Annotated in this window: 13 protein-coding genes, 1 tRNA gene and 1 pseudogene; 10 read left to right on the top strand and 5 right to left on the bottom strand. The window is 59.5% G+C overall.

From position 1 onward, the window contains the following. Positions 1–506 precede the first annotated feature (506 nt). From GFJ39_RS06665 to pyrF, 3 genes are all read right to left on the bottom strand, one after another. A tRNA-Ser gene (locus tag GFJ39_RS06665) sits at positions 507–597 on the bottom strand. A gap of 18 nt (positions 598–615) precedes the next feature. Further along, complete coding sequence (locus GFJ39_RS06660; RefSeq protein WP_153430595.1) at positions 616–1272, bottom strand: phosphoribosylanthranilate isomerase; 657 nt, start codon at positions 1270–1272, stop codon at positions 616–618. Next, on the bottom strand, positions 1269–1979 hold the full coding sequence (gene pyrF / locus GFJ39_RS06655) for an orotidine-5'-phosphate decarboxylase (protein ID WP_153430594.1): 711 nt from the start codon (positions 1977–1979) through the stop codon (positions 1269–1271). The genes GFJ39_RS06660 and pyrF overlap by 4 nt, the downstream gene beginning before the upstream one ends. Positions 1980–1996: 17 nt before the next feature. Here pyrF and GFJ39_RS14490 point away from each other — a divergent pair, with 17 nt between their 5' ends. The 7 genes and pseudogenes from GFJ39_RS14490 to GFJ39_RS06625 all read left to right on the top strand — a co-directional run bounded on the left by GFJ39_RS14490 (position 1997) and on the right by GFJ39_RS06625 (position 9659). Next, entirely contained in the window at positions 1997–2716 is a 720-nt protein-coding gene (locus GFJ39_RS14490; protein ID WP_325062857.1) for a hypothetical protein, read from the top strand. A gap of 76 nt (positions 2717–2792) precedes the next feature. Next, the gene (locus GFJ39_RS06645) at positions 2793–3314 is read left to right on the top strand and encodes a protein-export chaperone SecB (protein ID WP_153430592.1); all 522 of its coding nucleotides are present in this window, start codon (positions 2793–2795) and stop codon (positions 3312–3314) included. A gap of 53 nt (positions 3315–3367) precedes the next feature. Beyond that, positions 3368–4777 (top strand): annotated as a pseudogene (locus tag GFJ39_RS14515) (glycosyltransferase family 2 protein); the annotation flags it as partial. 411 nt (positions 4778–5188) lie between these two features. Then, positions 5189–6460: a glycosyltransferase gene (locus GFJ39_RS14510; protein ID WP_407645870.1), complete on the top strand. Its 1272-nt coding sequence runs from the start codon at positions 5189–5191 to the stop codon at positions 6458–6460. A gap of 57 nt (positions 6461–6517) precedes the next feature. Then, positions 6518–7942, top strand: coding sequence for a M20/M25/M40 family metallo-hydrolase (locus GFJ39_RS06635; protein ID WP_153430590.1), 1425 nt, complete (start codon positions 6518–6520; stop codon positions 7940–7942). A gap of 2 nt (positions 7943–7944) precedes the next feature. Continuing rightward, on the top strand, positions 7945–8949 hold the full coding sequence (gene pdxA / locus GFJ39_RS06630) for a 4-hydroxythreonine-4-phosphate dehydrogenase PdxA (protein WP_153430589.1): 1005 nt from the start codon (positions 7945–7947) through the stop codon (positions 8947–8949). 11 nt (positions 8950–8960) lie between these two features. After that, a complete protein-coding gene (locus tag GFJ39_RS06625) occupies positions 8961–9659 on the top strand; it encodes a pyridoxine 5'-phosphate synthase (protein WP_153430604.1) in 699 nt (232 codons plus the stop codon). 48 nt (positions 9660–9707) lie between these two features. Here the strand turns inward: GFJ39_RS06625 and GFJ39_RS06620 are convergent, their stop codons facing one another. After that, positions 9708–10304, bottom strand: a complete 597-nt coding sequence (locus GFJ39_RS06620) for a hypothetical protein (protein WP_194285309.1) — start codon at positions 10302–10304, stop codon at positions 9708–9710. 187 nt (positions 10305–10491) lie between these two features. On the opposite strand from GFJ39_RS06620, the gene GFJ39_RS06615 reads away from it, so the two are divergent. Next, positions 10492–10716 (top strand): DUF3126 family protein, encoded by a 225-nt coding sequence (locus GFJ39_RS06615; RefSeq protein ID WP_011253749.1) that lies wholly within the window; start codon positions 10492–10494, stop codon positions 10714–10716. A gap of 21 nt (positions 10717–10737) precedes the next feature. On the opposite strand, the gene GFJ39_RS06610 is transcribed toward GFJ39_RS06615, so the two are convergent. After that, a complete protein-coding gene (locus tag GFJ39_RS06610) occupies positions 10738–11259 on the bottom strand; it encodes a DUF2939 domain-containing protein (RefSeq protein ID WP_153430588.1) in 522 nt (173 codons plus the stop codon). A 107-nt stretch (positions 11260–11366) separates the two neighbouring features. Here GFJ39_RS06610 and GFJ39_RS06605 point away from each other — a divergent pair, with 107 nt between their 5' ends. Together GFJ39_RS06605 and GFJ39_RS06600 are read left to right on the top strand one after the other, a co-directional pair. Continuing rightward, a complete protein-coding gene (locus GFJ39_RS06605) occupies positions 11367–12131 on the top strand; it encodes a HesA/MoeB/ThiF family protein (RefSeq protein ID WP_228391830.1) in 765 nt (254 codons plus the stop codon). Continuing rightward, on the top strand, positions 12128–12505 hold the full coding sequence (locus GFJ39_RS06600) for a DsrE family protein (RefSeq protein WP_153430586.1): 378 nt from the start codon (positions 12128–12130) through the stop codon (positions 12503–12505). Before GFJ39_RS06605 ends, GFJ39_RS06600 begins: the two co-directional genes overlap by 4 nt. Positions 12506–12547 lie beyond the last annotated feature (42 nt).

Raw genomic sequence — 12547 nt, 5'->3', positions numbered from 1 at the left:
CCATGTCTTCCGGCCAAACTTGTATTTCGGCAGGAGCCCCTTGGCGACGTATCGGTCGACGGTCTTTTCATGGCAGCGCAGATGGATCTTCGCTGCCTCGAGCCGGGTGATAAAGCGCCCCAGAGGGTTGGGGATCTGTATGTCGTGCATTGACGCACTCCTCAAGCCTGACGGTCGATCATCGACCGTCTTGTCGAACCACCTTGCCGAGGAGCTGGGGTGATTGAATCTGGGGCTGTCTTGGGGAGGACGTTTGCCCTCGTTTACGAGGGGGTATGCGATGTTCTGTCGGGATGGGGGGGGGATATTAAACGAAAAGGCTCCTCAGCGCATTCTTGTTTCGTTCTATCAGAATGCGCGGCGTTCTGCCAACACAAATCGTTTCTACGCGGTTTGAAGCCGCCCGACGCCGCAGGAAACCGCAAATCATAAGGTGGGATTGATGATGGGAGCGCAAAGCAACCCACTCACAACCCACTGATTTATGTGATGTTTTTTGAGTATACTGGCGGAGAGAGTGGGATTCGAACCCACGGTACGCTATTAACGTACACACGCTTTCCAAGCGTGCGCCTTAAGCCGCTCGGCCATCTCTCCTGTCGAGCGAGGCGCTGTTTACGAGAGCTTCGACTTGAGATCAAGTGCCTTTCGGCTGTTCTGAACAAATTTTTCAATAAGTTCAGCGGATTTGCAACCAGAAGTGGACTCGACCCCCGAAGAGACATCGACTGCCGGCGTCTGGCTTTCCTGGATTGCGCGCAGGACATTCAGCGGGTTCAGGCCGCCTGCGAGCATCCAGAATGAGGGAGATGTCCAGTTCCGGGTCAGGGACCAGTCAAAAGTCCGGCCAAGACCACCTGGACGATGATCCTGTTCCTGTTTGGGGGCTTCGATGACATACCCGGCCATGCCTGGGTCTGTCGGCAGGTCTGAGTGACGCGCAATGCCACGGGCTTGCCAGACGGGGCGTCCGAAGCGGGACTGGATTTCGGTTGCCCGTTCCGGCGTGTCATAGATCTGGAGAATATCCAGTGGGACGGTCTGCAGAACCTGTTCGATAAAATCGTCAGCGGATTTCACGAACAGGCCAACCCGCAGAGGTCCACCTTCATGGCCGGACGGAGCGCTCTCGTGCAGACGCAGGGCATCGTCAGCGGTTACAAACCGTGGTGAAGCTTCGCAGAATACGAACCCGACCCAGTCGACCTTCAGGCGTGCACAAAGCGCCATCGTCTGGGTGTCACGAATTCCGCAGATCTTGACGCCGGTCATGCGCTGGCCAGTTCCTCCATGATGGCTCTGGCAGTCAGAACCGGATCGGAGGCTTTCGTGATGGGCCGCCCCACGACGATCCAGTCTGCTCCGGCCCGGGCGGCCTGTGCGGGCGTCATGATGCGCTTCTGGTCATCGGAAGCACTGCCAGCAGGTCGGATGCCCGGCACCACCAGAATGGGCTCGTCACCCAGGGCATCGCGCAGAGGCGCAATCTCATGCGCCGAACAGACCAGACCGTCCGCGCCAGCGCTGATGGCCAGTTTTCCAAGTCGGAGCACCTGTTCCTGGGGTGTGGCGTTGACGCCGATGTCCAGCAGACCCTCAGCGTTCATGCTCGTCAGAACCGTGACGGCAAGCAGCTTCGGGCGCTTTGTGCCGACAGGAAAAGCACTCTCAAGAGCTTCCCGGGAACGGGCGATCATTTCGGAATCGCCACTGGCATGAATTGTTGTCAGTGCTGGTCTGAGCGGGGCGAGGGCAGACAGACCTGACGCAACGGTATGGGGAATGTCGTGCAGTTTCAGATCCAGAAACAGTTCGTGCCCGGCCGATACGGTTTTTACCGCATCCAGTCCGCAGGCATAGGTAAACTCGAGACCCAGCTTGATGGCGTCGACGTCATTTTTCAGACTGTCGGCCCAGTGCCGAGCCGTGGAGAGGGATGCGGTATCGAGGGCTGCGATCAGTCGTGTGCGCCTGGACATGGTGGAGATCAGACCTTTTGTTCAGGCTGGACGGGAGCGGTGCCGGGAAGGGGGGAACCTGCTGGGTTCTGAAGACGGTCGAGACGCTGATGGAGTTCAACCAGCTGACTTTCCAGGGTGCGGACATGCTGCTCGGCGCGGCGCGCGCGCGACCGCTGCTGCATGTCACCGATCAGACCTATCAGGAATCCGAACAGAAGAGCGATAACGCCGACTCCCAGGACGAGAGTGCCGATGGACAGATGCCAGCCGAAGGAAACCAGCCAGATGGGTTCCAGATCTGTATTGCTCAGGGCAAAAACGATCAGGACCGCAAGAAGAATGACAAGAATGAGCAGTCTGAGCATGAACATGGTCCTATCGTGCGACCTGCAGCGCAACAAAACGTGCGGGCAGGAAGATTGATCCCTGTCAGCAGTCATGATGTCCTGTGCGAGTGGTATCATGCGCCAGTGCTGACATTGCGCCAGATGGCGATATCACCCTCAACGTATCACCGAAAGGGATTTACGGTATCTGAAATCATCCCGTTACGGTTATCGCTTCAGGAAATTACTGCTTTCCGGACTGTTTTGCAGTATCCGGACTTCGGAAAAATCTCTTCTGCCAGCCTGCGGAAGAAAATACGCCGACCTTTCACAGAACCGGATCCGATTGTCAGCGTCCGGAGCGTGTGTCTGAAAGATCACCGGATTTCGTCCCGCTGGTCAAAACATAAACATCATGACAGAGTGTGAGGTGACACATTTCCTTGCATTTCAGTGCAATACGAAATGTACGGAATGATGATGACCGCATGAGGATGCAAACATAATGAGCCAAACCTACGCCGACACCGTGACGGGCAATCCGGCCAGTCTGGATGTCTCGGATTCCCTGCCGTCTTCCTCATCTCTCATCATTGGTTCCCAGTATCTCCGGACATTGTCGATTGACGTACAGAATACCCCAGACGTCTATAGGGAACTGCCGTCGCAGCCTCATATCGGCATGACGGTCGACGTCACGGGCCGCCAGCTTGGCGATCAGCCGACATTCGAGGTCAGTCTGGTCATCCGCGCGCAGGGTTTCGAACGCGCCCCCACACAGGATGCTCCCAATCCGAAGGTGCTGTATGAGCTTAGCGTGGCGTATGCAGGCCTGTTCGGTCTGACCGGACGGATCGCGCAGGAGGCAGTCGAGCCCCTGTTGCTGGTTGAGGCACCGCGCTTCCTGTTCCCGCCTGCGCGCAGTGTCATGCTGAATACGGTTCGTGAAGCTGGATTCCCGTCTCCCAACATCCAGCCCATTGACTTCCATGAACTCTGGCGGAGTCGGCGCGCACAGCAGCGTTAACCCGGTCCGACAGCTTTACCGTTCCATGCGCGCGCCCAGAGGAACCAGCGTCAATGAAAGATCACATCCTTGCATCTCCGGCCTTCGCAGGCGATCGGCCGCCCTTGTGGGCCGCGTTTGACGCTGAATGGTACCGTACACGCTATGGGCTGCGTCTGCGGGAGGAAGCCAAGGAGAGCGGAGAGACTGGCAAACTTGATCTGAGTGACGAAGGGCTGGAGCAACACTGGAAACACAGAGGCGCCAGGGCGGGGCTCTCTCCCAACCGTTTTTTTGATGAAGAATGGTATCTGCGCCAGAATCCGGATGTCCGCGAAGGCATCAGCCTGGGGATTTTCGACAGCGGTTTCCTTCATTACTGCGAAAGTGGCTTCCGGAGCCGTTCGCCGCACTGGCTTTTCTCCGAAGAAAACTATTTCAGCTGCAATCCCGACCTGAGCCCCCACGTACTGGCCTCACAGGGATTCTGCAACGGATATGACCACTATCTTGCGACCGGCGATCAGGAACATCGCAAGTCGCATGTGTTTTTCGATCCCGAAGTCTTCCGTGCCGCCAGCATGGCGGAACGACAGCACTATGATTTCGCGATTGGTGATTTCGCCCAGTTCATCAGGTTTTCTATGGCCGGTCGTCGGCGCAGCTCCTGGTATTTCGATCCGCAATGGTATCTTGAGCGCTATGCGGATGTTGTGGACGCACTGGAGAGCGGCAGATTCCAAAGCCCGCTTCATCATTACCTGACCAATGGAAATCCGACAGCGTACGATCCCAATCCGTGGTTCAGCGAAGCCTTTTATGCTGCACGGTATCCCGATGTCGGCAATATCGTGGCCAATGGGGGCTTCCGGAACGGCTATGAGCATTTCATCCGTTTCGGCATTGCCGAAAAACGCCAGCCACAGACCGGTGTCGACCTGTCCGCTTTCCTGAACCAGAGCGGGACACAGCGTCAGCTGCGCAGGCCGGATATCCCCGATATCTTCACGCTCTGGGTTCAGTCCCAAGGCAACCCGGTGAACGAAGTCGTCGCCGACATTCCCGCAGAGCAGTGCCAGCTTCTGGATCTTCAGCGGGCGCAGACCCTCATTCCCTCACTGATCCGTGGCCCCCTGGATTTCCGCCCGGTCACCATGCCGGATGTGACGGTCATTCTGCCGGTTTCGAACCAGTTTCTGGAAACCCTTGCGACGCTGGCCGCCCTTCATGCGAACAGCGAGCGCAACCTTCAGATCATTCTGGTGGATGCCGGCTCCACGGATGAGACGGCCCAGATCGAGCGGTTTGTTCGCGGAATTCACATCATCCGTCCCCCTTACCGAACCACGCATACCGAACAGGTCGCGCTAGGGCTTGAGCTTGCAAGGGCAGAGATCATCCTGCTGCTGTCCGCTGGCGTTCAGCCTTTCCCCGGAAGCCTGAATATCGCTCTTGAAGCCTTCGCAAACCCCGAAGTCTATGCCGCAGGCGGACAGTCGCTCGGACTTGATGGACGTGTCCGGGAAGCCGGCAGCATCGTCTGGCGCAATGCGGCTTTTACACCCTTTGGACAGGGATTGCGGGCGAACGAACCTGAAATCGCCTTCCGGAGATGGGTGGACGCCTTTACCGGGGGGCTTCTGTTCTGCCGTCGACTTCCGCTTCACGATCACAACCGGCTTAATCCCGAATGCATCGGTCCCGAAGCCGAAATGCTGGCGATCTGCCTGTCCCTGCGACAGGCGGGAGGCAAGATCCTCTATGATCCGGATGTGCTTGACCGATCGGCTCCGGAGCCGGAAATCGCACCAGAACTGCGCGCCCGGAATGAGGACTGGCTGAAACGCCGCTTCGCAGGACTGCTCTCGCGACAGCCGTTTCCGGGAACCAGCCTCATGCGGGCCCGCTCCGCATCCGGAGCGCCAGCCATTCTGTTCCTGTGTGAACGGCTGCCCCATGTCGTTCTGGGAACACCTTTTCTGCGCCACCGTGACATGATGATCGGGCTGAGCCGGCTGGGATATCAGGTGACTGTCTTTCCGCTTGATGGCAGCCTTCATGACTGTGTTTCAACGGCGCTGGATTTTCCGCCAGACATCGAACTGATGGACGATTGTGACCTGTCCGAGCTTGCGGATTTCCTGCGGGAGCGGGCGGGATGCTTCGATTATATCTGGATCGGTGGCATGAAAACCCTCCAGCGCGCCGCACCGATCCTGCAGCAGCATCCGCAGTCGCTGCCCAGACTGGGAATGGTCGCGGATATTCACGCAAGCCATGCCAGAGAGACCCATAACCGCCGGCTTGTCGGAGCGGTCAATGACCGGGAGCTGCTTTTCGATGATCTGGAACTGGATATTGACCAGGTCTGGATGACCCAGGCGGTGGTTGCCGGCACGGAAGCCGAGAAGGCCGATCTGGAAGTCCTTGGCCTCACCAATGTGCGGGTCCTTGGCGCGCCGCCTGTGCCGACGACGCTCTCGCCCGGCTTTGAAGAACGCTCGGGCATCCTGCTTGTTCTTCCGGTTTTTGCCAGTGGCGATGCGGTTCATGACGGTCTGCACTGGTTTATCCATGACGTCCTTTCAAAGCTGGATCGCGGTCTGCCACCGGAGGCAACCGTTCTCCTTGCGGGCCATAAGGCCGCCGGGGTCGATCTCTCCGCTTTCGCGCGATATCGGCGACTGGAAGCCTTTCCGGAGGATGCTGATCTTGCCGCTCTCTACAGGTCACGTCGTATTCTCGTGGAGCCCGCACGTGTTCTGACCGCCATCCCCCGGGAAGTTCTGGATGCGGCTGCGGCGGGGCTGCCTGCCGTCCTTTCCGAAACGGTCTGCAAGACACTGGGATGGGAAAACGGAAAAGACTGCCTGTCCGGAGGCTTCTGTGATCCGGAGCAGTTCGCCCAGGCCGTGATCGGACTGTATACGGACATGGATCTGTGGAATACGATAAGCCGTGGAGCACAGGCCCGAATGGAAGAGGAGGCGTCCCGTTCGAATTTTCATGATGGCCTCCGCGAGATCCTTTCCATCGCGGCAGGCACCACACCTCTTGCGGCTTCGACCGTAACGCCGCGTGCGCACAGACTGTCCGAGACTGCTTCCGGTTTTGCTCCCGCGCCGATCCGTCTCCAGCCGCGCCGACTGACGACCGACAGCGATTGAAAGACCGGCTCTCCGGTCTGATTTTGGGTGACTGACACCCCGAACATGGAACACAAGATGACTGCCAATTCCGAGACACTTGATACCGTTCTCCAGACCGTCGATATCCATCTGGACGCTTCGGTCTCACGCCTGTTCGAGCTTCTCCGCATTCCGAGCATTTCCACGCAGCCCGCCCACGCCGCCGATTGCCGGAAAGCTGCGGACTGGATGCGGAAGGAACTTGAACATCTGGGGATGAAGGCAGAGATCCGCGACGTGCACTGGGCGGCTCCGGGGCACCCGATGGTCGTGGGTCATGACCAGGCTGTCGGCAGCAGCGATGGTCGACCACATGTCCTGTTCTATGGTCATTACGATGTGCAGCCGACAGACCCGGAAGCGCTCTGGAACGCACCGCCCTTCGATCCGCGGCTGATCGAGGACGCCTCAGGGCGCAAGGTCATCGTTGCCCGCGGCGCGAGCGACGACAAGGGGCAGGTGATGACTTTCCTTGAAGCCTGCCGCGCCTGGAAAGAGGTCACGGGCTCGCTTCCGGTCAAGGTGAGCGTTCTTCTGGAAGGCGAGGAGGAATGTGGCGGGGCGAACCTGTTCCCGTTCCTCAAGGAAAATGCGGCCGAACTCAAGGCGGATGTGGCGCTTGTCTGTGATACGGGCATGGCGGATCGCAGGACACCGGGCATTACGACATCCCTGCGCGGCATGATGGCCGAAGAAGTGGTCATCCAGTGTGCCAGTCATGATCTGCATTCCGGTCTGTATGGCAATGCTGCCGCCAACCCGATTGCCGTTCTCTGTCAGGCTCTGGCGACCCTTCGAAACGCCGAGGGTGGCGTTACACTGCCGGGTTTCTATGACGGTATTCAGGATCCGTCTCCGGCCACACGGGCGCAGTGGAGCAGGCTTTTCCCCGATGACCGCTCCCTGCTGGAAGAGGCAGGACTGTCGGTCGCGGCAGGCGAGAAGGCCTATAGCGCGATCGAGCAGACATGGTGCCGCCCGAGTTGTGAAATCAACGGCATTTCCGGCGGCTATGAGGGCGAGGGGTTCAAGACCGTTCTTCCCGCCAAAGCCATGGCCAAGGTCTCGTTCCGGCTGGTTCCCGGTCAGGACCCTGACCGCATCCGCGAGGCCTTCCGCACCCATATCCGTGCCGCCCTGCCTTCGGACGCCCATGTCACGTTTACGGCCCATGGCGGTTCTCCGGGCTTTGAAGTTTCCCGTGACAGCCGTTTTCTGGGACCGGCCCTGAAGGCCCTGAGTGATGAATGGGGTGTTCCTGCCGCAACGGTCGGCTCGGGCGGTTCCATTCCCGTGGCGGGTGAAGTCCGTGACGCGCTGGGACTGGACGCTCTCATGATCGGCTTTGCCCAGAATGACGACCGGATCCACTCTCCGAACGAGCAGTACGGGCTGGATTCCTTTCACAAGGGTATCCGTTCCTGGGTGCGTGTCCTTGCGGCACTGGCGGACGCGGGCTGACGATGAAACACCCGCCACCGCTTGCACTGACGCTCGGGGATCCGGCGGGGATCGGGCCTCAGCTCGCGGCGGAAGCCTGGCGGAAGCTGCGACATTCGGGGGAAGGGACGTTCTTCTGGCTGGGTGATCCGCGTCTGGTTGAACGCGCCGTGCCCGTAACCTGCATCGCAACGCCGGAAGAGGCGACGGCTGTCTTTGCTGACAGCCTGCCCGTTCTGCCAGTGCCATACGAGGTGGAGGTCATTCCGGGCCAGCCTGATTCCAGGAATGCAGCAGCGACGACCAGCAGTATCCGTCAGGCCGTTGAGTATGCTCTTGCAGGGCGGGCGGGCGGGGTCGTGACGAACCCGATTGCCAAGCATGTTCTGGCTGCGGCCGGATTCCCCTATCCGGGACACACCGAATTTCTGGCGGCCCTGTGTGACATGCCGGGGGAAGAGATCATGATGCTGGCCTCGCCCCAGCTCAGGGTTGTGCCGGTGACGGTTCATGTCTCGCTCCGCAGGGCTCTGGAGACACTGACGACCGAGCGCATCGTACAGGTGGCGCAGATCGCCAGTGCCGCACTCAGACGTGATTTCGGGATTCTGTCTCCGCGTCTGGCGATCGCGGGGCTGAACCCTCACGCTGGTGAACACGGCATGATGGGCGATGAAGAACTCACAATCGTCCAGCCCGCGATCGACACGCTCCGGGCGCAGGGGATCGACTGTCGGGGACCAATGCCGCCGGACACGATGTTCAGCGCCAAGGCCCGGCCGCATTACGATGTGGCGATCTGCATGTATCATGACCAGGCGCTCATTCCGCTGAAGACGCTTGATATGGAAGAAGGCGTGAACGTAACGCTCGGACTGCCGATCATCCGGACCTCGCCCGATCATGGCACGGCTTTTGATATCGCAGGCCCGGTAACCGGGGCATGCCGGGCGGATGTGTCCAGTCTTCTGGCGGCGATCCGGCTGGCTGGCGAAATGAGCGTTTATCGGGAAGGAAGAGAAGCATGACCCCTCTTGGCATGATCCGTCTTGGAGTGAACATTGATCACGTCGCCACGCTGCGCAATGCCAGAGGGGGCACGTTCCCCGACCCGGTGGCGGCGGCCGAGCTGGCCATTGCCTCGGGCGCGGACGGGATTACGGCGCATCTGCGGGAAGACCGGCGCCATATCCGCGATGCCGACATGCCCCGCCTCAGAGCGCTTTCCGCGCCGCTGAACTTCGAGATGGCCGCGACGGACGAGATGGTCCGGATTGCCTGTGATCTTCGACCGCATGCCTGCTGTCTGGTTCCTGAAAAACGGCAGGAAGTCACGACCGAGGGTGGTCTGGATGTCGTGGGACAGAGTGAGACACTCAAGCCGAAAATCGCGCGGCTGCGGGATGCCGGCATCCGGGTTTCATTATTCATCGATCCCGAGGCGCGACAGATCGAGACGGCCGCCGCTCTGGGAGCACCCGTTGTGGAACTCCATACCGGGGCTTACGCTCTGGGCGGCCGTGAGGAACTGGAGCGTCTGCGGTCAGCGGCGAAGACGGTCGCAGCCTGTGGGCTGGAACTCCATGCCGGACACGGACTGACTTATGACAACGTAGGCGCGATTGCGGGCCTGTCAGGGCTTGCCGAACTGAATATCGGCCATTTCCTGATCGGACAGGCCATTTTTGACGGGCTGGGACCTGTGGTCCGGAAAATGAAAGACCTCATCAATTCCTGAAAGAGAAGAGGAGCGGGGTCTCTGGCATCCCGCTCCGCTTTTTCAGGATCACTTGACCGGCTGAATGACCGGCTGCGTATCGTCTTTAGTGAACTTGGGGATGTATTTCCCGGACTGGTCAGAATAGGTTGCTGTCGCACTCTGGGGCGGCGTACGCGGCGAGTGGAAACCGGAGACAGGGCCGAAAGGGCCACCATTGATGCGGCGCATCGTGGATTCACGCTGGCGTGCGCAGCCGCGCGTGATGATCGAGCAGACACCATCCGTCCCGATATACAGGTCATCATTACCGGTATAGTGGACTTCCGAAATCCGGTCGTGATCAAGCCGGACGATCATCGTACAACTCGACCCGTCGCCCCCAAAAGCGGACTGATAGATGCTGACGACGGACTGAATGGGGATAAGCGTCGAGTTCGAGACGGTCGGAAGCGTCTTACTGCCCGTGTACTGCCAGATTTCGGTGCTGTCGTTCAGTTTTTTCGTGCTGCCCGGGATTCCGGCACAGGCCTGCAAATCATAGCTGGTCATGCCGACCATTTCGTACTGGGCCTTGTGAGCCGTGCGGGAATCGAAATAACCACAACCGGAAAGAGCCGCAGTCGTCGTCAAGGCAACGATCATCCGTATGTAGGCCGGGCGCATCATGTCTCCTTTGCGCGTAAGGGAAGCAGACTGCAGACCCGGAACGATTCATGGCGAACAGGTCACAATCAGATGTGAAGTGTCCTGTTTCTACAACAGCCTCCCTGACGGGGATAGAGGAAGCGGGTTCCTTTGTTCTGGATGATGGGTTAGAGGGCAGTTCCCTTGCATCACAGGAATGCCACCAATGGCCGATATGACCCCATCCGAGGTGACACGCCTCCAGACCACGCTCCAGCGCCTGCTGGGCTCCCCGAAGCTCACGGTCAACAAGCCCAGCCGCAAGGGCATGAGCGTTGAACTGGCCGTTGCCGGAGAAGTCATCGGGACGGTTCACCGCGATGAGGATGAAGGCGAGGTCTCCTATGCCATCCACATCACGGTTCTGGAAGAAGACCTGCCGGCGGCCTGACATCCCAGGCAGCGTTAAGCCTCAGGCAGAATGAGCCGGGGCAGGCATTTCGAATCGCGTGATCTTCCAGCCCCAGTGCTCGAACTTCATGTGAAGGACGAACGGTGTCTGTCCCGGCTGATCCAGACTGGCCTCGAACTTTCCTGGGCTCACGAAATGGGCATGCATGGAATGCCACATTCCAAGCCAGTCTGACGTGGCGGGACCATGAGGCATCACCTGATGCGCCGTAGTCATCAGGGTCGCGGGTGTCAGATGCGTGTCGATGGCGTTGGACACGACCTGCCCCGCAAAGGAACTCCCAAATCCCGGCAAATCGTCATCGACAGGAATTGCAGGAGTAAACTGTTCCTTGAGGCAGTGCGTCAACGCTGACCAGTCCACATGGGGCGCCAGACGCGACGGATTGTTACCGTTCATGGCCCGGTCGATATCCCACAGGGCGAGGTAGGGCGACACCGCGTAGGCCGCCAGAATAGCGCCCGCACTGACACCAAGTCCCTGCCATGCACGCGGCATGACTCTGCGAAAACCGTTTTTCATGATGACTTCTCTGCTCGGGCCCTGCGAGACACCAGGACAGTGTTGAACGATACTGACGCTAACGTCTTTCAAGAGTGAAAGTCAGCAATTATCATCATTTCATGGACATGAATTTTTCTGATCATGAGCTGGAGCGCTATTCCCGCCACATTCTCCTGTCTCAGGTCGGAGCGATCGGGCAGGCGCGGATTCGCGGTGCTGCTGTCCTGGTGGTCGGCGGGGGAGGACTGGGGGCACCACTGCTTCAGCAGCTCGCTGCGTCGGGAATCGGACGTATCGGAATCATGGACGATGATCGCGTCGATCTCAGCAATCTCCAGCGGCAGGTTCTCTATGGCGCTGACGACATCGGAGAGTTCAAGGTCGAAGCCGCGGCGAAGCGTCTGAAGGCGCTGAACCCTCTGATTACGCTCCAACCGCATCCGGTTCGCGCGACGGGCAAGACGCTGGATGCTCTTGTGCCGCAATATGATCTGGTCTGCGACGGGACCGACAACGTCGCCACACGACTGGCCGTCTCCGATGCCTGCGTACGTCATGGCCGTTCGCTGGTATCCGGGGCGATACAGGGATTTTCAGGACAGCTGGCCGTATTCCGACCGCAGAAGGGTGGCCCCTGCTATCGCTGCCTGTTTCCCGAGGCCGCACAGACAGAAACGCCGGACTGCGGCATGTCCGGTGTGCTTGGCGCCGCGACGGGCGTCATGGGGAGCCTGATGGCGGTGGAGGTCATGCGGGAAGTCATCGGACTGGAAGGCACGGATCAGACGCGGGTGAGCCTGTGGGACGCGCTGTCGGGGACGATGGACAGTTTCGTGTTGAAGCGTGATCCTGCCTGCCAGTTCCATCATGATGAACGGATACCCGGATGACACAGCCCATGTTCCTGACGCTGGCCGACGATTCCTGGCAGCGGGCCCATTATGCATTTGTCGTTGCAGCGGGCGGCCTGTCGCTTGGACGCGATGTGACGATTTTTGCCGGCGGACGCAGCGTTCTGGCGCTGACGCCGGACTGGAAGGGGCTTGCAGGCGTCATTGCGGACAGTGAACTCGAGACCCGTGGGATTGCGGGGTTCGGGGAACTGCGGGAGGCGGTGGTGGATCTCGGCGCGACGGTCATGGCCTGTGAGGCCGGCCTCAGGATGGCAGGTCTGTCTGAAAAGGACCTGCTGGACGGGGTCACGGTACGGGGCATTGTCAGCTTTCTCGAACTGGCGGGAGACAATCCCGTTCTTGCGCTGTAAGTTTCTGCCCAAGACACGATTTTCGGACGTCTTTCCCGTTTT

Origin of the sequence: Gluconobacter aidae (assembly GCF_009547075.1) — a bacterium.
In the GTDB taxonomy this organism is placed as follows: domain Bacteria; phylum Pseudomonadota; class Alphaproteobacteria; order Acetobacterales; family Acetobacteraceae; genus Gluconobacter; species Gluconobacter aidae.
The sequence above is the reverse complement of the archived record's forward strand: the minus strand, read 5'-3'. Positions and strand labels throughout refer to the sequence as shown.